15 protein-coding genes are annotated in these 19,849 nt (G+C 63.6%); 5 read left to right on the top strand and 10 right to left on the bottom strand.

Features of this window, described 5'->3' with window-relative positions:
- Window positions 1-131: 131 nt before the first annotated feature.
- Window positions 132-710 carry a lytic transglycosylase domain-containing protein gene (locus HWV67_RS02450; RefSeq protein WP_175649760.1) on the bottom strand — a complete coding sequence of 193 codons (579 nt, stop codon included), beginning with the start codon at window positions 708-710 and terminating at the stop codon, window positions 132-134.
- 176 nt (window positions 711-886) lie between these two features.
- Here HWV67_RS02450 and gspG point away from each other — a divergent pair, with 176 nt between their 5' ends.
- A complete protein-coding gene (gene gspG / locus HWV67_RS02445) occupies window positions 887-1,303 on the top strand; it encodes a type II secretion system major pseudopilin GspG (protein ID WP_175649759.1) in 417 nt (138 codons plus the stop codon).
- Window positions 1,304-1,320: 17 nt separating this feature from the next.
- Window positions 1,321-2,508, top strand: a complete 1,188-nt coding sequence (locus tag HWV67_RS02440) for a type II secretion system F family protein (protein ID WP_175649758.1) — start codon at window positions 1,321-1,323, stop codon at window positions 2,506-2,508.
- A 77-nt stretch (window positions 2,509-2,585) separates the two neighbouring features.
- Here HWV67_RS02440 and HWV67_RS02435 read toward each other — a convergent pair whose 3' ends face one another.
- A complete protein-coding gene (locus tag HWV67_RS02435; RefSeq protein WP_175649757.1) occupies window positions 2,586-3,107 on the bottom strand; it encodes a hypothetical protein in 522 nt (173 codons plus the stop codon).
- A 290-nt stretch (window positions 3,108-3,397) separates the two neighbouring features.
- Here HWV67_RS02435 and HWV67_RS02430 point away from each other — a divergent pair, with 290 nt between their 5' ends.
- On the top strand, window positions 3,398-3,655 hold the full coding sequence (locus HWV67_RS02430; RefSeq protein WP_175649756.1) for an acyl carrier protein: 258 nt from the start codon (window positions 3,398-3,400) through the stop codon (window positions 3,653-3,655).
- On the opposite strand, the gene HWV67_RS02425 is transcribed toward HWV67_RS02430, so the two are convergent.
- Window positions 3,649-4,563, bottom strand: coding sequence for a site-specific integrase (locus HWV67_RS02425; protein ID WP_175649755.1), 915 nt, complete (start codon window positions 4,561-4,563; stop codon window positions 3,649-3,651). The genes HWV67_RS02430 and HWV67_RS02425 overlap by 7 nt on opposite strands.
- Before the next feature lie 142 nt (window positions 4,564-4,705).
- On the opposite strand from HWV67_RS02425, the gene HWV67_RS02420 reads away from it, so the two are divergent.
- On the top strand, window positions 4,706-5,353 hold the full coding sequence (locus HWV67_RS02420; protein ID WP_175649754.1) for a DUF1345 domain-containing protein: 648 nt from the start codon (window positions 4,706-4,708) through the stop codon (window positions 5,351-5,353).
- 459 nt (window positions 5,354-5,812) lie between these two features.
- Window positions 5,813-6,073: a DUF1652 domain-containing protein gene (locus HWV67_RS02415; protein WP_095155206.1), complete on the top strand. Its 261-nt coding sequence runs from the start codon at window positions 5,813-5,815 to the stop codon at window positions 6,071-6,073.
- A gap of 3 nt (window positions 6,074-6,076) precedes the next feature.
- Here HWV67_RS02415 and HWV67_RS02410 read toward each other — a convergent pair whose 3' ends face one another.
- The 7 genes from HWV67_RS02410 to HWV67_RS02380 all read right to left on the bottom strand — a co-directional run bounded on the left by HWV67_RS02410 (window position 6,077) and on the right by HWV67_RS02380 (window position 19,660).
- Window positions 6,077-8,161 (bottom strand): putative bifunctional diguanylate cyclase/phosphodiesterase, encoded by a 2,085-nt coding sequence (locus tag HWV67_RS02410; RefSeq protein ID WP_175649753.1) that lies wholly within the window; start codon window positions 8,159-8,161, stop codon window positions 6,077-6,079.
- A 273-nt stretch (window positions 8,162-8,434) separates the two neighbouring features.
- A complete protein-coding gene (locus HWV67_RS02405) occupies window positions 8,435-9,919 on the bottom strand; it encodes an efflux transporter outer membrane subunit (RefSeq protein WP_175649752.1) in 1,485 nt (494 codons plus the stop codon).
- Window positions 9,916-13,029, bottom strand: coding sequence for an efflux RND transporter permease subunit (locus tag HWV67_RS02400; protein WP_175649751.1), 3,114 nt, complete (start codon window positions 13,027-13,029; stop codon window positions 9,916-9,918). Before HWV67_RS02400 ends, HWV67_RS02405 begins: the two co-directional genes overlap by 4 nt.
- Before the next feature lie 52 nt (window positions 13,030-13,081).
- A complete protein-coding gene (locus HWV67_RS02395) occupies window positions 13,082-16,180 on the bottom strand; it encodes an MdtB/MuxB family multidrug efflux RND transporter permease subunit (protein WP_175649750.1) in 3,099 nt (1,032 codons plus the stop codon).
- Entirely contained in the window at window positions 16,177-17,493 is a 1,317-nt protein-coding gene (locus tag HWV67_RS02390; RefSeq protein WP_175649749.1) for an MdtA/MuxA family multidrug efflux RND transporter periplasmic adaptor subunit, read from the bottom strand. Before HWV67_RS02390 ends, HWV67_RS02395 begins: the two co-directional genes overlap by 4 nt.
- 200 nt (window positions 17,494-17,693) lie before the next feature.
- On the bottom strand, window positions 17,694-18,194 hold the full coding sequence (gene tpx, locus HWV67_RS02385; protein ID WP_095155211.1) for a thiol peroxidase: 501 nt from the start codon (window positions 18,192-18,194) through the stop codon (window positions 17,694-17,696).
- Between the two features lie 185 nt (window positions 18,195-18,379).
- Window positions 18,380-19,660, bottom strand: a complete 1,281-nt coding sequence (locus HWV67_RS02380; protein WP_175649748.1) for a serine/threonine transporter — start codon at window positions 19,658-19,660, stop codon at window positions 18,380-18,382.
- Window positions 19,661-19,849 lie beyond the last annotated feature (189 nt).

The following is a 19,849-nucleotide window of genomic DNA, read 5'->3' as shown; positions in this document are numbered from 1 at the left end:
GAGCGGATTCATCCGCGATGCGCCGCGCGGGCGGCGCTCGATCTCAAGAGCGCTAGAAAATTCCCGACATGCGCCCGGTCGCAATTACCCGCTCCACTGGCGGGCACCTCATGGGCTTCATCCAAACCCCCTCACTCCCCCCGCAACAGCCGGTAATGCCGCAACACCTCCGGCACATACCGCTGTGTCTCGGCAAACGGCGGTATCACCCGCCCCCGACTCAACACCGCATCCGGCCCGGCGTTGTACGCGGCGACGGCCAGAGCGATGTCGTTGTCGAACAACTTCATCATGCGCTTGAGATACCGCGCGCCACCGTCAAGGTTGGCCGCTGGGTCCAGGGCATTGCTCACCCCAAGCTCCTTCGCCGTATCCGGCATCAACTGCATCAAGCCCATGGCCCCGGCACCTGAGCGGGCATTGGCGTCGTAGCGCGATTCGGCCTGGACCACCGCGTGCAACAAGGCTTCCGGCAGGTCATTGGCCTTGGCCGCCGCCGCGATCAGTTCAGCGTAGGGCTTGCCGGTCACCAGTTCCGGGCGGGTCGCGACAAGCCCGGGTTCGGCGACGACGCGCTGGTACTGCCGGCCCGGCCGGTGAACGTTGGACAGGACGTAGGCGCCACTGGCGCTGACGGAGATGTACACGTCGGCCTGGGCCGGCTGGAGGGTGGCCAGCCAGGCCAGCAGTGCGGTGGTCACGATGCGCATGATCGTCTCCTCCCGGTTTTCCCCAGAAAGTGGGGGTTATGCCCCGTTCGGGGCGGGCGTGGAGAGGTCAACGCAAGCACTGTGCCGCCCGCCGGGCCGCAGCGCCACGGGCCCCGGCGCAGACGCGCACGGCCTTTGCATAAGCCCTCGCACACGCTCTGGAGGAGGCCCCGGCCATGAACCGACAACGTCGCACGCAACACGGCTTTACCCTGCTCGAACTGCTGGTGGTGCTGGTGGTCCTGGGCCTGCTGGCCGGGATCGTCGCACCCCGCTACTTCAGTCAGCTGGGCCGCTCGGAAGCCAAGGTGGCACGAGCGCAGATCGAAGGGCTGGCCAAGGCGCTTGACCTGTACCGCCTGGAGGTCGGGCGCTATCCGTCGTCCGAACAAGGCTTGCAGGCACTGGTCACCGCGCCGAGCGACGAATCTCGCTGGACAGGCCCGTATCTGCAGAAGAAGGTGCCGGACGATCCCTGGGGTCACCCGTATATCTACCGCTACCCCGGCGAAAACAACGAGTACGACCTGTTCTCCCTGGGCAAGGACGGCCAGCCCGGCGGCGACGGCGAGAACGCCGAAATCGTCAACTGATCACGGGGGATACGCCGATGCGCTACAAGCTCAAGGCCTTGGGCAAGGCCGGGGTGGTCGCCCTGGAGATCGACGCCGTGGACCTCGCCCAGGCCCGCGAACAGGTCGAACGGCAAGGTTTGCGGGTACTCAGCGCCAACAGCGCCGAACGCTTCGCCCGCCTGCGCCGAACGCGACGCGAACACTTCGACCTGCTGCTGTTCAGCCAGGAGCTCGGCACCCTGCTCGACGCCGGCCTGCCGCTGATCGACGCCCTGCAAAGCCTGGCGGAAAAGGAAACTGCGCCGCAGGCACGCAAGACCCTCGATGCCCTGGTGCGCCTGCTCTACGAGGGCAAGTCCTGTTCCCAGGCGCTGGCGCAGTTGCCGGCAGTCTTCCCGCCCCTGTTCGTGGCGCTGGTGCAGTCCAGCGAAAAGACCGGCGCACTGGCCGAAGCCTTGCGCCGCTATGTCGGCTATCGCCAACGTCTGGATGAGGTGCGGCAGAAGATCGTCAGCGCCTCGATCTACCCGCTGTTGCTGTTGCTGGTGGGCGGCGGCGTGGTGCTGTTTCTGCTGGGCTACGTGGTGCCGCGCTTCAGCGCGGTGTTCGAAGGGCTGGGCAGCAACCTGCCGTGGCTGTCGCAGTGGTTGATGTACGGCGGGTTGTTTCTGCAACGGCACCAGGTCGAACTGCTGGCCGGTTGCGCCGGACTGTCGATGGCCGTCGCCCTGCTGCAGCGCCAGCCACCGGTACGGCGCTGGCTGGGTCGCCAGTTACAGCGCCTGCCCGCGTTACATCGGCGGCTGGTGATGTACGAACTGGCGCGCTTCTACCGCTCGCTGGGCATCCTGCTGCAAGGCGGCATCCCGATTCTCACCGCCATGGGCATGGCCCGCGGCCTGCTCGGCAGCAGCGCCGCCGCTCGCCTGGATCAGGCAGGCGAACGGGTGCGCGAAGGCGTATCGCTGTCGGCGGCGCTGGAAGCGGGCGAACTGGTGACGCCGGTATCGCTGCGCCTGCTGCGGGCGGGCGAACAGTCGGGCAACGTCGGCCAGATGATGGAACGCAGCGCGGACTTCTACGACGCCGAGATCGGTCGCTGGATCGAGTGGTTCGTGCGCTTGTTCGAGCCGCTGCTGATGACGTTTATCGGGCTGTTGATCGGGCTGATCGTGATCCTGATGTATATGCCGATCTTTGAACTGGCATCGAGTATTCATTAGGCGTTGTACTGCATGCGGTGATCAGCTGTATCGGAGCCCATCAGCGGTTCCGTTGACGGGCTCCGATGCGTAAACAATTAAAACTTGACCAGTTCGACCTTGGTAATAGCCTTGTCAATTCCCAGCGGACTATCGTTGTGGAAAAGCGAAATATGGACTTGTCCAGATTTGGCGCCGACGGGAGCTTCAAACAGGAACCCGGTCATGCCAAACCAGGGATAATCCGGGATTGGCTCGCTCCACGACCAGTAGAATTCGCCGTCCGTCATGGTAATAAACATAATTCCACTGTAATCATCCTCTGCCCGTACGGGGATGGATGGTTTTGACTTTGTCTTCTTTCCCTCACGTTTTTGCAGTGGCGCGGCCTGCTCAGAAGCTGGCAGGTCTGGCACACCAACCAGCGGCAACAGTGCGGTATCCAGCTTGAAAACCCAGCCGATACCCCCTTCGACGCTACCAAACTCCTGGGAAATAAAGGTGCCCGGTTTGAGGTGCGCATAGTTGGTCTGATGATACGTGCCGACCTCCACCGCGGGGTCAGCTTCCCAAAGATCCAGCCCCTCGGTGAAACTGCCGTTGCGAATAATGTCACTCATCTTCAATTCCTCATCGTCGTGATGTAGTCGAACGCGTTATCACAAGTTCCACTGATTTTCGTGATAGCGGTTTCAGGCTACGCCGCGCCCCCCAACTCAGATACTGATAGAAATGTCAGGTGCAACTCGAGTGCGAGAGAAACGAAGAGGTCTTTTTTGATGTACGGCACGCCGCGTCAGCAGGTTTGCCGATGATGATCTTGATGGCGCTACTGATATTTTTGTCAGTTTCGCTTCAACGATGGTTCTGCTGGAATGACCTTGTCCCCAGGGGCCCGCGGAGCATGATCATGGACATACCAGACAATCCCGAAACCCTCATCTATTCCATCGTTGCCGACAAGAAGCACCTTCCCCACAACCGGGTCACGCAAGAAATGCGCTTTCGCGATGACCTCGCCGTCAACTCAATGGATGCGCTGGAAATCCTGATCATGGTCGAGGACCGGTTCAGCATTGAGATTCCCGACGAGGTCAGCATCGATTTCGCCACCGTTGGCCAACTTATCGAGCACGTCAAAGTGTGCTGCAAGCAGCCGCATCAATAGTCATATCGATCCACCGCGCGCCGCCGCTCGTTATCGTCGCGCATGTCGTAGTTGGCGGTGGTCTGGATGTTGCTGTGGTGCGCCAGTTTCTGGGCAATCGACAGGTCGTGTTCTTCGATCACCCGGGTGATGAACGAGCGGCGGAAATCATGGGGCATGATCTTCACGCCGACCTGCTGGCCGCGCTGGCGGGCGATGTAATAGATGGCGTGCTTGGTGATGCGCTCGCGGGTGATGTGGCTGCCGCGACGAATGCGGTTGAAGAGGAAGCTGTCGTCTTCCTGGCCCGCGGGCAGTTGCTCTCGGCGGAAGGCCAGCCAGGCGTTGAGCTTTTCGAAGGCCCAGACCGGCGCGTACTTGATCAATTGCTTGTTGCCCTTGCCGAGCACCCGCAGGCTGCGCTCGGCGAAATCCACCTGGGCGAGGTCGAGGTTGACCGACTCGGATTTGCGCATGCCGGTGCCGTACAGCAAGCCGATCACCGCCGCGTCACGCAGCCCCTGGGGCCGTGGGTCGGCGGCGCAGACGTCCATCAGTTCGCGGATCAGCGTGCGCTTGAGGTTGCGACCCACCGGCAGGCGCGTGCCCTGCACCGCCTTGACTTCACGGATGCGCAACAGCCGCTCCTGGTCGATCAGGCCGAGGCGCCAGGCTTCGTTCATCACCCCGCGAATGGCGTTGACGTACAACGACGAGCTGTTGGGCGCGTAGCCATCGCTGCGCAACACCGCGACCAGATCGGTCACGTGGGCGGGATCGAGCTGGTGCCAAGGGACGTCGACGATATCGATGCCGTCGAAACCGAGGCGGTCGGCGGCGTCCTGAAGGATGTACTTCATGGTCAACTGGCTGGAAGGCGCCAGTCGGGCAAGGTATTGCAGCAGCGGGTTGGGCAGTGACTCAGGCAAACCGTGGGGTTCCTCGACGACAGGGGCGGTAACCGAAGGCGCGCAGGATGACCGAGCCCACCGGCTCGGGCAAGCCCTTTTGCCTGACGACAATGCCAGCGAAGGGCTACAGTTGGCGCACCCTTCCCCGCAGCGAGTTCATATGGCACTTCACAAGCTGGTCCATACCCATCCGCGGCTGAGCGCCGCCGCCCTGATCGGAATCCTCGGTGGTTTCTTCATCCCCGCTGGCGACACCGTGCAGCATGTGCTGGCGGGCTGGAATCTCGCGGTCTGGCTGTACCTGGCGCTGGTGCTGGTGCTGACTCTTGGTGCCACGCCTGAAAAGGTGCGCCGCACTGCCGATGTCGAAGACGAAAACGCCGCGCTGGTGTTGTTCGTGGTCAGTATCGCCGCCGTGGCCAGCCTCGCCGCGGTGACCCTGCAACTGGCCGGCAGCGGTGATCTGCACGGGCAGGAGAAGGTCCTGCATTACGGCTATACCGGGCTGACGGTCGCGGGCTCCTGGCTGCTGATCGGTACCATTTTCAGCCTGCATTACGCGCGGCTGTTCTATACCAGCGACAGCAGTGAACCGCTGCTGCGCTTCGCCGACGGTGAACGCCATCCCGATTATTGGGACTTCCACTATTTTTCGTTCACCTTGAGTGTTGCGGTGCAGACGTCGGATATCGGGGTTGGTGGGCGCGGGATGCGTCGGGTGGTGCTGGCTCATTCGGTGATCGGTTTCGTCTTCAACACAGCGATTCTTGGGTTTACCTTGAATATCGCGGCTGGGTTGTTGAGCTGAAACAAGGTTTTTCACGGAGTTCCGAGGCCATCGGTTTTGGCTTGGGCTTTGTGAGCTTATCCATTCGATGTGGCGAGGCTGCCGGCCCCTTCCGCCTTTACGGCGTCCTACTTTTTCCAAGAAAAAAGTAGGACGCCGTAAAGGCGGAAAGCGCCGGCAGCGGCGCCACATCCAATGGATAAGCTCACAGCACCAATGGGTGGCACATCCGCCGGTCGGAAAACCAACCGCCACGCCACAAACCCGACTAGCGGTCGACCTACACCGAACATCAGGTAAAACGTTTGCGCTGCCCATCCGGACCAAGCGGAATGTGACAACCATCAAGGAACAGGGAAAACAACCGGGAATTATTCCCGTTCACGCTGTCCATTGCTGCTATGGTTAGTCACTGGCCCCAAAGGCCCAGATTCGGGATGTCATTCAGGGTTATCGGCAGCACGATACAAGGAGGCCTGTATGAACAAGCTCACGTTTCCAGGCGCATGCCAGATGATGCGCTGGCATTTCCATCCGCTGGGCTTCGAGGCCACCATGGATGCCCCGCGCAGCATGGTTGCCCGTCTGTTCGACCGCGCCACCGGCGAGACCCTGCTGGCCATTGCCGGCATCCCCTGCTCCACCGTCATGGCCGCCCACGATGTGGAACGGATCATCGAAGCGGTGGAGGACGAACTGGAAGCCTTCCAGCCGTCCTGCGCCCTGCAGCGCACCGCCTGACCGTCAGGGTCGGGCCTGGCTAGCCATCACTTTCTCGATATCACTCAGAAAACGCTCGGGCGGCACCGGCTGACCGAGTAGATACCCCTGCAACGAATCACAACCCAGCCGCGTCAGGAAATCCTGCTGACGGTCGGTTTCCACGCCTTCGGCAACGATCCGCAACCCCAAAGCCTGCCCCAAGGCGACGATTGCCGAGACGATCGCCGCATCATCGCTGTCGTGTTCCAGGTCGCGGACGAAACCGCGGTCGATCTTCAGCACGTTGGCCGGAAGGCGCTTGAGGTACATCAGGCTCGAATAGCCGGTGCCGAAGTCGTCGATCGACAAATCCACGCCCATGTCCGACAGCCGCTGCAGCACGCAGAGGCTGGCGTCGGCATCGTGCATGGCGGTAGTTTCGGTGATTTCCAGGGTCAGGCTGTTGGGCGGCAGGTTGTTGCGCTCAAGCGCCGCGGCCACGCTGTCGACCAGTCCGGCATGGCAGAACTGGATAGCCGAGAGGTTGACCGCAATGCGCCAGTCGCTGTGGCCCTGGTCGAACCAGATACGCATCTGCCGGCAGGCTTCTTCCAGCACCCACTCGCCAATGGGAATGATCAGGCCGGTCTTTTCCGCGAGGACGATGAAGCGGTCCGGCAGCAGCAGGCCCATGCTCGGGTGGTCCCAGCGCACCAGCGCCTCGGCGCCGATCGGATGGCGGCCCACGGCGTCGAACTTGGGCTGGTAGAACAGCCGGAACTGCTTCTGCTCCACCGCTGTGCGCAGGTCCTGGAGCAATTGCAGTTGCAGGCGCGCGTTGCTGTTCATCGACACGTCGAAGAAGCTGTAGCCGTTTTTGCCGGCGTTCTTGGCGTGGTACATGGCGGCGTCGGCATTGCGCAGCAACTCGTGCTGGTCGTTGCCGTTGCCGGGATAGAGCACGATGCCGATGCTGGCGGAAATCTGCAGGCTCTGCTCGGCCACGCGGAAGGAACGGGAGACCAGATTGACCTGTTTTGCCGCGACGCTGACCGCGTCGTCCGGGTCTTCCAGCTCCACCAGCAGAACGAATTCGTCACCGCCAATCCGCGCCAGGGTGTCCTGGCTGTGCAGATGGCCGCGCAGGCGCAGGGCGACTTCCTTGAGCAACTGGTCACCGGTGTGGTGGCCGAAGGCATCGTTGACCGGCTTGAAGCCGTCCAGATCGATGAACATCAGCGCAAAACAACCGCCATGTTCCGCCACTTTGCTCATCGCCTGGTCGATACGGTCAGCCAGCAGGGTGCGGTTGGGCAAGCCGGTCAGGGTGTCGTGCAGCGCCAGTTGGGTGAGTTCCTGGTTGGCGAGGGTCAGCGAGCGCGCCAGATCAGCGGTGCGCGCCTCCAGCCGGGCGTCCAGCACCGAGGTCAACAGGGCCACGGCGAGCACCGCCAGGGTGGTGATCAGCACCAGATAATCGAGGCCATCGCCGCTCACGCCCTCGTTGAAGGCACCGCAGAAACTGCCCTCGGGGAAGTTCGCCGCAGCCATGCCGGTGTAGTGCATGCCGACAATCGCCACGCCCATGACCACCGCCGCCCCGCCGCGTACCTGACGCACATAGGGCGTGTGTCGGCGCAGGCGGAAGGCGATCCACAGCGCCGCCATCGACGCACCGACCGCGATCAGCAGCGACAGGCCAAACAGCGCCACGTCGTACTCGATACCCGGCTGCATGCGCAGCGCCGCCATGCCGGTGTAGTGCATGCAACTGATGCCCGCGCCCATGATCCCGGCGCCCAGCAGCAACATGTGTAGCGGCAGGCTGGTCTGGCTGACCAGCCACAGGGCAAAGCCCGAAGACAGTACCGCGATGACCAGCGACAGCAAGGTCAGGGTGAGGTCGTAGCCCAACTGGATCGGCAGGCTGAAGGCGAGCATGCCGATGAAGTGCATCGACCAGATGCCCATGCCCATGGCCAGCGCGCCACCGCCCATCCACAGATAGACCGCCCGCCCCTTGGCCGTGGCCAGGCGTCCGGTGAGGTCAAGAGCGGTGTAGGAAGCCAGGATCGCCACACACAGAGAGATGACGACCAGAGTAGGTGAGTAACTGCCAATCAACATGAGGCTTTCCACGAATGGGGCTGGATAGGGCAATTTTCCAGCCCATAAAAGCCGATGATTGTACTCAACCTTTCGCGAAACGCACGGAGTTTCAGCCGGTTGGCAGGGGGATTTTTCTGAGGGCCATCAGGGGATGCCTGAGGTGGGGTTTCACCATTTTTTGTGGCGTTCCAGCCGGACTCATCGCCGGCAAGACCGGCTGCCACAGGGTCCCGCGCCAGGCACTGAAATTGCGTTCAGCCAGTGCCCTTGGGGGCACCGGCCTGCGGGGAATCACTCCTCGGTGAACGCCTGCTGCGCATCCCAGCCGCCACCCAAGGCCGCAATCAACTGCACGCTGGCCACCAGCCGACCCTGCAACAGGGTCAGGGCACTGCGCTCGTTGCTCAAGGCAGTGGTTTGCACGTTGACCACGTCCAGATAACCGATCAGCCCTGCCCGGTACTGGTTCTCGGTCAGACGCAGCGATTCACGCGCCGATTCCAGCGCCTCCTGGCGCACATTCGCCTCGTCGCCGTAGACCTTGAGCTGGACCAGGTAGTTTTCCACTTCGCGGAAACCATCCAGCACGGTCTGCCGGTACTGCGCCACGGTCTGGTCGTAGACCGCCACGGTACGGTCGACCTCCGCCGAACGCTTGCCGGCATCGAACAGGGTCATGGCCAGGCTCGGGCCCACGGACCAGAAGCGGTTCGGCAAGCTGATCCAGTTGCTGAAGGTGCTACTGCTGTAGCCACCGCTCAGGCTCAGGCTCAAGTCCGGGAAGTAAGCGGCGCGGGCCACCCCGATTCCGGCATTGGCCGCCATGACCTTGCGCTCGGCCGAGGCGATATCGGGACGCCGCTCCAGCAGTTGCGACGGCAATTCCAGCGGAATCTGCGGCAACCCCGGGATAGTGGTGGTCGGCGCCAGGGCGAACTCCGCCGGCAGCTTGCCCATCAGCACGGCGATGGCGTTTTCCAGTTGTGCGCGCTGCCAGACCAGGTCCACCAGGTCAGCCTCGGTGCTCTTGAGCTGGGTTTGCGCCTGGGCGACTGCGTCCTTGCCGGACACGCCCGCCTTGTACTGGTTCTGGGTCATTTTCAGCGAACGCTGATAGGTCGCCAGGGTCGCTTCGAGCAAGCGCTTCTGCTCGTCAATGACGCGCAGTTGCAGGTAGTTCTGCACCAGTTCGGACTGCAGGCTCAGGCGCATCGCCGCCATGTCGGCCAGGCTCGCTTCAGCACTGGCCTCGTCGGCATTCAGGCCTTCACGCAGCTTGCCCCACAGGTCGATTTCCCAACTGACGCCCAATTGGGTGCTGTAGGTGTCGCGGATACCGCTGCTGTTGTTGCTCAGGCTCGAACTGCTGCTGCCGGTGCCCTGGCTCGAACGGGTCTTGCCGGCGCTCAGGTCGAGGCTGGGGAACAGCGACGCCCGCGAGCTGCGCACCAGGGCCTGGGCCTGACGGTACTGGGCTTCGTACTGGCGTACGGTCTGGTTGCTGGCATTGAGCTGCTCGACCAGCCCGTTCAGTTGCGCGTCGCCGTACAGCTCCCACCAGGCGCCACGGGCCAGGGCGTCGGACGGGTTGGCCTGGGTCCAGCCTTCGGCATGCTTGAACGGCACCGCGGTGTTCATCTCCGGGCGCTGGTAATCGGGGCTCAAGGTGCAGGCACTGAGCATCGCCACGCACAGGCTGGCAGCCAGCAGGCGCGAGCCCCGGGCGCCGAGCAGGCGCAACAGCGAAGAATCGGAAAGCAAGACAGGTTGACTCATAGCGGGGTTTCCAGGGCAGCGTCGGTCCGCACTCCGCGCCAGCGGTTGAAGCGATGGCGCAGACGGTCCAGATAGAGGTAGACCACCGGGGTGGTGTAAAGCGTGAGCATCTGACTGAAGACCAGGCCGCCGATGATGGTCACACCCAGCGGCTGGCGCATTTCCGAGCCTTCGGCGGTGCCGAGCAACAGCGGCAAGGCGCCGAGGATCGCGGCCAGGGTGGTCATCAAGATCGGCCGCAAGCGCAGCAGGCAGGCGCGGCGGATCGATTCTTCCGGGTCCAGGCCTTCATTACGCTCCAGTTGCAGCGCCAGGTCGATCATCAGGATGGCGTTTTTCTTGACCACACCGATCAGCAGGAACAGCCCCAACAGCGAGATCAGGCTGAACTCGCCACCGGTGACGTACAGCGTGAGCAAGGCCCCTACCCCGGCCGACGGCAAGGTCGAGAGGATGGTCAGCGGGTGAATGTAGCTTTCGTACAGGATGCCCAGCACCAGGTACACCAGCACCAGAGCGCCGAGGATCATCAACGGCTGGCCTTGCTGGGTTTTGCTGAAGGCGTCGGCGGTGCCGCCGAGCTTGGCGATCACCGACTCCGGCAAGCCGACCTTGGCCACCGCCCGTTCCACCGCGGCCAGGGCCTGGTCGGGACTATGGCCTTCGGCGACATCGAAGGAGATGTCCTCGGAGGCGAACTGCCCTTCGTGGCTGACCCGGTCGTTGGCCAGGCTGTTCTCGTAACGGGCGAAGGTCGACAGCGGCACCCGCGCGCCATCGGCGGTAATCACCTCGACCTGCTCCAGAGTGCTTGGGTCCTGGGCATATTTCGGGTTGATCTCCATCACCACCTGGTACTGGTTGAGGCTGTCGTAGATGGTGGAAATCTGCCGCTGGCTGTAGGCGTTGTTCAGCACCGCGGTAACCATGCTCATGTCGATGCCCAGGCGCTTGGCCTGTTCGCGGTCCACCACCAGGGTCACCTGCTGGGTGCCGCTGCCGTCACGGGCGTCGATGGCGGTCAGTTCCGGCAGCGCTCGCAGCGCCGCCACGACTTTCGGGTACCAATCGCGCAGCGCCTGCAAATCACCGCTCTGCAAGGTGTAGAGGTACTGCGAAGTGCTCTGGTCGCGGCCACCGCCACCCAGTTGCAGGTCCTGGTCGGCCATCAGGAACAGCCGGCCGCCGGGCACTTGCGGCATTTCCTTGCGCAGGCGCTCGATCACCTTCTGCGCGTCCAGCTTGCGTTCGGCAATCGGCTTGAGGCGCACCAGCACCATCGCGTTGTTGGTGCCGCTGTTGCCGCCGATAAAGCCGGCCACGCTCTGCACCGCCGGATCGGCAAGCAAGGCACGGCGGTAGATTTCCATCTTCGGCTGCATCACGGTGAACGACAGGCCGTCGTCGCCGCGGATGAAGCCCTGTAACTGGCCGGTGTCCTGCTGCGGCATCAGGGTCTTGGGCACCACCACATACAGCGCGATATTCACGCCGATGGCCAGCAGCAGGCTGAACAGGGTCAGCTTGCGATGGCGCAGCGCCCAGCCGAGGCTGCGGTCGTAGCCGGCGATCATGCGCCGGTTCAGGCTGTCGCTCCAGCGTTGCAGGCGAGTCTGTCCGGCGTCGTGGGCATGGGGCTTGAGCCAGCGGGCGCAGAGCATCGGCGTCAGGGTCAGCGACACCACCAGGGAGACGATGATCGCCGACGCCATGGTGATGGAGAACTCGCGGAACAGCGCATTGACGATACCGCCCATGAACAGGATCGAGACGAACACCGCCACCAGCGACACGTTCATCGACAGCAGGGTGAAGCCCACTTCCTTGGCGCCGAGGTAGGCCGCGCGCATCGGCGGCTGGCCGTCCTCGATATGCCGGGAAATGTTCTCCAGCACCACGATGGCGTCGTCCACCACCAGCCCGGTGGCGAGGATCAGCGCCATCAGCGACAGGTTGTTCAGCGAGAAACCGCACAGGTACATCACCGCGAAGGTGCCCACCAGCGACACCGGTACCGCCAGGGTTGGGATCAGCGAAGCGCGGAAGTTGCCGAGGAACAGGTAGACCACCAGGATCACCAGCACCACCGCGATCAACAGGGTGTGCTCGGCTTCCTTGAGGGTCGCCTTGATCACCGGCGAGCGGTCCATGGCGATGTTCAATTGCACGTTGGACGGCAGCAGCGACTGCAGGGCCGGCAACTGCGCCTTGATCTGCTCCACCGTCTCGATGATGTTGGCGCCGCTCTGGCGGTTGATCACCAGCAGCACCGCCTCGTCGTCGTTGAAGAAGCCGCTGTTGTAGCGGTTTTCCACGCCGTCGCTGACTTTCGCCACATCGCTCAGGCGCAGCACCGAACCGTTCTGGTAACGGATCACCAGCGGCTCGTAGTCCTTGGCTTTCTCCAGTTGGTCATTGGCGCGCACTTGCCAGTTGCGTCCGGCATCCTCGACAAAGCCCATGGGCCGGCGCTGGTTGGCTGCCGCCACTGTTTCGCGCACGTCATCCAGGGACAGGCCGTACTGGGTGAGCCGCTTCGGCTCAAGCTCGATGCGCACCGCCGGCAGCGAGCTGCCGCCGATCTGCACCTCGCCGACCCCGGACACCTGGGACAGGCTCTGGGACAGGATGGTCGACGCCAGGTCGTACAACTGCCCCTTCTGCAGCACATCGGACGTCAGCGACAGGACCATGATCGGCGCCTGCGACGGGTTGATCTTCTTGTAGGTGGGCATGCTGCGCATGCCGCTGGGCAACAGGTTGCGCGTGGCGTTGATCGCCGCCTGCACTTCCCGTGCGGCGCCGTCGATGTCACGGTCGAGGTCAAAACCGAGAATCACCCGGGTCGAGCCCTGACTGGAACTGCTGGTCAGCGTGGTAACGCCGGCGATGGTGCCCAGCTTGCGCTCCAGCGGCGTCGCCACCGTGGCCGCCATGACCTCAGGGCTGGCGCCCGGCAGGCTGGCCGAGACCACGATCACCGGGAAGTCCATCTTCGGCAGCGGCGCCACCGGCAACAGGCCGAAGCTGACACCGCCCAGCAGCAGGATCGCCAGGCTCAGCAGCATGGTCGCCACCGGGCGACGGATAAACGGGCCGGACAGGTTCAAGGGCAGCTCCAGGTGACAAGCTGCACGCTACGAGCAGGGTTGCGAAGGCTGATCACACCGGCTCCTCCACCACGTTCTGTTCAGGCTTGAAACGGCGCGCCAGTCGGTCGAAATACAGGTAGATCACCGGTGTGGTGAACAGCGTGAGTACCTGGCTGACCAGCAGCCCGCCCACCATCACCAGGCCCAGCGGCTGGCGCAGCTCGGCGCCGGAACCGCTGGCGAGCATCAGTGGCACGGCGCCGAACAACGCCGCCAGGGTGGTCATCAGGATCGGCCGGAAACGCAGCAGCGCGGCCTGGTAGATCGCGGTCTGCGGGTCCATGCCCTGGTGACGTTCGGCTTCGAGGGCGAAGTCGATCATCATGATCGCGTTCTTCTTGACGATACCGATCAGCAGGATGATGCCGATGATGGCGATCATCCCCAGGTCGTTGCCGGTGAGGATCAGCGCCAGCAAGGCGCCCACCGCTGCCGAGGGCAAGGTCGAAAGGATGGTGATCGGGTGGATGTAGCTCTCGTAGAGCACGCCGAGCACGATGTACATGGTCACCACGGCTGCGAGGACCAGCAGCAGCGTGCTCGACAGCGACGCCTGGAAGGCCTCGGCCGCACCCTGGAAGCGGGTCTGCACGCCCAGCGGCATGCCGATGTCCTTCTGCACCTGCTCGATAACCTGCACCGCCTCGCCCAGGGACACGCCCTCGGCTAGGTTGAACGACATCATCACCGCCGGGAACTGGCCGATATGAGCGATGGCCAGTTGCGCCTGACGCTCCTCGACACGGGCCAGCGCCGACAGCCGAACCTGCGCGCCATCGGTGGTCTTGACGTAGATCTGGTCCAGCACCTTGGGCCCGATGCTCGACGCAGCGGCAGCCTGCAGCACCACGCGGTACTGGCTGGCCTGGGTGTAGATGGTGGAAATCTGCCGCTGACCGAAGGCGTCATACAGCGCGTTGGTGATTTCCGAGACGGTCACACCAAGCCGGCTGGCAGCATCGCGGTCGATCACCAGGTAAACCTGCAGGCCCTTGTCCTGCAGGTCGCTGGCGACGTCGGTCAGTTCCGGCCGCTGTTGCAGGGTGCGCACCAGGGTGTCGCTCCACGTCGACAGCAAATCGGCGTCCGGCGAAGAGAGGCTGAACTGGTACTGGGTACGGCTGACCCGGTCTTCGATGCTCAGGTCCTGCACCGGCTGCATGAACAGGCGGATGCCGCTGAGGCGGTCCACCTGCGGCTGCAGGCGGGCGATGACCTGGGCGGCGGTGAGGTCGCGCTCGCCGTGGGGCTTGAGGTTGATCAGCATGCGGCCGCTGTTGAGCGTGGCGTTGTCGCCATCGACGCCGATATACGACGACAGGCTCTCTACCGCCGGATCTTCGAGGACCAGCGCGGCCAGTTCCTGCTGGCGCTGGCTCATGGCGGTGAAGGAAATCGACTGCGGCGCCTCGGAAATGCCCTGGATCACCCCGGTGTCCTGCACCGGGAAGAAGCCCTTGGGCACCACCATGTACAGCAGCACGGTCAGGCCCAGGGTCGCCACGGCCACCAGCAGGGTCAGCGGCTGGTGCCGCAAGACCCACTGCAGGCCGCGACCATAATGCTCGATCAGCCAGTCGATCCAGGCGCCGCTGGCACGGTAGAAACGGCCCTGCTCTTCTTCCTTAGGCTCGCGCTTGAGCAAGCGCGCGCACATCATCGGCGTCAGGGTCAGGGACACCACCAGGGAAATCAGGATCGCCACCGCCAGGGTGATGGCGAATTCGCGGAACAGCCGCCCCACCACGTCGGCCATGAACAGCAGCGGAATCAATACCGCGATCAGCGAGAAGGTCAGCGAGATCAGGGTGAAACCGATCTGCCGCGCGCCCTTGAGCGCCGCCTGCAACGGCGTCTCGCCTTCCTCGATATGGCGGGCGATGTTCTCCAGCATGACGATGGCGTCGTCCACCACGAACCCGGTGGCGATGGTCAGCGCCATCAGGGTCAGGTTGTTGATGGAGAAACCGGCCAGGTACATCACGCCGAAGGTGCCGATCAGCGACAGCGGCACGGCGATCGACGGAATCAGGGTCGCGCTGACCCGACGCAGGAACAGGAAGGTGACCATCACCACCAGAGCGATGGCGATCAGCAGTTCGTGCTGCACGTCCTTGACCGAGGCGCGGATGGTCTGGGTGCGGTCGGTGAGCACCACCACGTCAAGGCCCGCCGGCAGGTTGTCGGTGATCGACGGCAGCATCTCCTTGATGCGGTCGACCACCTCGATGACGTTGGCGCCCGGCTGGCGCTGGATGTTCAGCAGCACGGCCTGGTTCTGGTTGGCCCAGGCGGCCAGGCGCTCGTTCTCGGCGCCGTCGACGATCTCGGCGACATCCTTCAGGCGCAGCGGCGCGCCGTTGGCGTAGGCGAGGATCAGGTTGGCGTATTCCTCGGGGGAACGCAGTTGATCGTTGGCGTCGAGCATCGACACCCGGGTCGGACCGTCGAAGTTGCCTTTCGGCTGGTTGACGTTGGAGGCGCCGACCAGGGTGCGCACATCGGCAAGGTTCAGGCCCGCCGACGCCAGCGCCTCGGGGTTGACCTTGATCCGCACCGCCTGACGCTGGCCGCCGGCGATGCTGACCATGCCGACGCCGCTGATCTGGGCGATTTTCTGCGCCATGCGGGTGTCGACCAGGTCATTGAGCTTGGGCAACGGCATGGTTTTCGAGGAAATCGCCAGGGTCAGCACCGGGGTGTCCGCCGGGTTGACCTTGTTGTACACCGGCGGTGCCGGCAGGTCGCTGGGCAACAGGTTGCTGGCGGCGTTGATCGCCGCCTGCACCTGTTGCTCGGCGACATCCATGTTCATTTCCAGGCTGAAACGCAGGGTCAGCACCGACGCGCCACCGGAGCTGGTGGAGGCCATCTGGGTCAGGCCCGGCATTTGTCCAAACTGGCGCTCCAGCGGCGCGGTCACGGCGCTGGTCATCACCTGCGGACTGGCGCCGGGATAGAGGGTCATGACCCGGATGGTCGGGTAATCCACCTGGGGCAAGGCTGCCACCGGCAGCAGCTTGTAGGCGATCAGGCCGGCCAGGACGATGGCCAGCATGCTCAGCGTGGTGGCAACCGGACGGAGGATGAACAGCCGCGAGAGATTCATGCGCCAGCCTTGCCTTCACGGGCCGGACGCTCGGGCGCAGCCGAGACATCTTTCTTGTCCTGGCCTTGCAGGTGCTGACCGGGCGTTGTCGGTACTTCAGCGGCGTCGTCGACGACTTCCACCAGGGTGCCGTCGCGCAGGCGGTCGGTGCCTTCCAGCACGACCCGCTCGCCCTTGGCCAGGCCTTCCTTGATGACCGTGCGCTCGCCGTCGCTGGCGCCCAGCTTGAGGGTGCGAATATGCACCTTGTTCTCGGCGTCCACCACATAGACGAAGGTGCCGTTGGTGCCGAACTGGATCGCCGCCGCCGGGGCGGTGACCACGTCTTTCTGGGTGTCGGCGAGCAGGCGCACGTTGACGAACTGGTTGGGGAACAGCGCTTCGTCCTGGTTCTCGAAACGCGCCTTGAATTTCAGCGTGCCGGTGGTGATGTCGATCTGGTTGTCGAGGCTGCGCAGCACACCGACGGCCTGCTGGCGGGTATCGCCGCGGTCCCAGGCTTCGACCGGCAGTGGCGCACCACTGCGGAAGCGCGCGAGCACGGTGTCGAGGTCGGTTTCCGGCAGGGTGAAGGCGACGGTGATCGGCTGGGTCTGGGTAATCACCACCAGCGCGGTGGTGTCGTTGGCCGCCACCAGGTTGCCCAGGTCCAGTTGGCGCAGGCCGAGGCGGCCACCGATCGGGGCGCGGATCCTGGTGAAGTCCAGGTTCAGCTTGGCGTCGTTGACCGCCGCCTGGTTGGTCTTGATCGTGCCTTCGTACTGCGCCACCAGCGCGGCCTGGGTATCGAGGGTCTGCTTGGCGATGCTGTCTTCGGCGAACAGGCCTTTATAGCGCGCCAGGTCGATCTGGGCGTTTTTCAATTGCGCCTGGTTCTGCGCCAGGGTGCCTTCAGCCTGCTGCAGGGCGATCTGGTAGCTGCGCGGGTCGATCTCGGCGAGCAGGTCACCGGCCTTGACCTGCTGGCCTTCCTGGAAGTGCACCTTGACCAGTTCCCCCGCTACCCGGCTGCGCACATTGACGGTGTTGGTCGCGGTGACCGTACCCAGCGCCTTGTAATACAGCGGGAAGTCGCCCACCGCGGCGGGCGCTACGCGCACCGGCACCGTAGCCGTCGAGTTGCCGAAGCCCGGACGCCCCGGACCGCCCATAGGGCCGGCGCCACCACGGCGGCCAACAGCCGGCGTTTCGCCTTTGGCCGGGGCCTTGGAAGCCGTCGATGCCGGCCAGAGCCACCAGCACAAGCCAGCGACCAGCAACAGAATCAACAGGCTGAACAGCCAGCGACGGGAAGAACGGGAGGAAGATTGCATGGGTTGACCGACCATATCTGCGCAGGAAACTTTGAAGGAGGCTGAACGATAAGCACTTGAGAAGGATTAGCAAAGCGCCTTTACCGGCAATTTACTGATCACTGACGTAGCCAAGACCCTGAACTTTAAATGAAAACGGCCTGGACAAAGCCAGGCCGTGATCACGTTTCAGGTTTTTGCGGGCGGGCCCCGCGAGCGACTTACTTCAGGACAGCCAGGGCTGCCTCGTAGTTAGGCTCTTCGGCGATCTCGCCAACCAGCTCGCTGTGCAGCACCTTGTCGTTCTCATCGACCACAACGACAGCGCGGGCGGCCAGGCCGGCCAGAGGGCCGTCGGCAATGGCAACGCCGTAGTTTTCCAGGAACTCGCGGCCGCGCAGGGTCGACAGGTTCTTCACGTTGGTCAGGCCTTCGGCGCCGCAGAAGCGAGCCTGGGCGAACGGCAGGTCAGCGGATACGCACAGCACCACGGTGTTGGCCAGTTCATTGGCCTGGGCGTTGAACTTGCGCACGGAGGTGGCGCAGGTCGGGGTGTCGACGCTTGGGAAGATGTTCAGCACTTTGCGCTTGCCGGCGAAGTCCTTCAGCGACACATCAGCCAGGCCCTCGCCGACCAGCGAAAACGCTGGCGCCTGGGCGCCGGCTTTTGGCAGCTCGCCGTTGACCTGAACCGGATTGCCTTTAAGAGTCACTTGAGCCATGAACGGAGTCCTTATGCGAGAGGATAAAAGGACCCAGAGTTAAGCACGAAAGTGGGCGTCCACCTATGGTCCGAATGCAAATTGTTAAATTGCCTGACAATTTTTGTGGACAAAACAGGCTCTAGAAACCGAACAATCCATCGCAACGCCCGGCATGCGTGACGCCGGGCCGTCGCGATGAAGCCTTACGGAATCAGCGAATACACCACCGACGACAGCGCAACGAGCCCTACCAGAGTCACGAATACGTTGGACATCGCGCCACCGTATTTGCGCATCGCCGGCACGCGGCGGATCGCGTACATCGGCATCAGGAACAGGATCGCCGCGATCACCGGGCCGCCTAGGGCTTCGATCATGCCGAGAATGCTCGGGTTGAGCGTGGCGACGATCCAGCACACCACCAGCATCAGCGCGGCAGTCACCCGGTCCAGGGTCTTGGCCTGAGGACGCTTGCCGGTCTTGAGGATGATGCCTTTGAGGCCTTCGCTGGCACCGATGTAGTGGCCGAGGAACGACTTGGCAATCGCGACGAAGGCAATCAACGGCGCGGCGAAGGCGATGGTCGGGTTGCTGAAGTGGTTGGCCAGGTACGACAGGATCGACAGGTTCTGCGCCTTGGCCTCAGCCAGTTGCGCCGGGGTCAGGGTCAGCACGCAACTGAACACGAAGAACATCACCATCGCCACCATCAACAGGTGCGCGCGAGCCAGGATCTGCCCGCTGCGCTGGTCGGCGTGCTCGCCGTAGCGGCGTTTCTGGTCGACGGCGAAGGCCGAGATGATCGGCGAATGGTTGAAGGAGAACACCATCACCGGGATCGCCAGCCACAGGGTGTGCAGGAAGGCGCTGCCCGCTGGCAGTTCGCTTGCGGTGCTGAGGATGCCGCCGTTCCAGTGCGGAATCAGGAATACCGCGAGAAACGCCAGGGCCACGATAAACGGATAGACCAGCAGGCTCATCGCCTTGACCGTGGCCTGTTCACCGCAACGCACCACGGCCAGCAGGCCGAGGATCAGCACGAACGACAGCAGCGCACGCGGCGGCGGCTGGATGTGCAGTTGGTGTTCCATGAAGCTGCCGACCGTGTTGGTCAGCGCCACGCTGTAGATCAGCAGGATCGGGAAGATGGCGAGGAAATACAGCACGGTGATCATTGCACCGGCGCTGAGGCCGAAGTGTTCTTCGACGACTTCGGTGATATCGCCGTCGCCACGCCCGGAGAGGACGAAGCGGGTCAGGCCGCGGTGGGCGTAATACGTCATCGGGAACGCCAGCAGCGCCAGGATCAGCAGCGGCCAGAAACCGCCGAGGCCGGCGTTGATCGGCAGGAACAGTGTACCGGCGCCGATGGCGGTGCCGAACAGGCCGAGCATCCAGGTGGTGTCTTGACGGGCCCAGCTACCGAGGGTCGCGGCTGGGGTCGATTCAAAGCGTTGTTCAACGCTTGGGGCCTGCTCATTCATTCCGGGTGCAACTCCACACGCAAGACTGCAACAGCGCCGGAAGTGGCGAAACAGACGCCTCAACGCACCCCGGCCATCAAAGAGGGGCGCGATTGTGCGCTGAAAGGTTGCACTTGCAAAGCCCTGTCCGAGGAATGGTTGCACCGTTGCGGTGCGCGCACAGGTAGAAAATTGCGGGGGTTGCTGATG

Origin of the sequence: Pseudomonas sp. Marseille-P9899 (assembly GCF_903166565.1) — a bacterium.
GTDB classification, from domain to species: domain Bacteria; phylum Pseudomonadota; class Gammaproteobacteria; order Pseudomonadales; family Pseudomonadaceae; genus Aquipseudomonas; species Aquipseudomonas huaxiensis.
The sequence above is the reverse complement of the archived record's forward strand: the minus strand, read 5'-3'. Positions and strand labels throughout refer to the sequence as shown.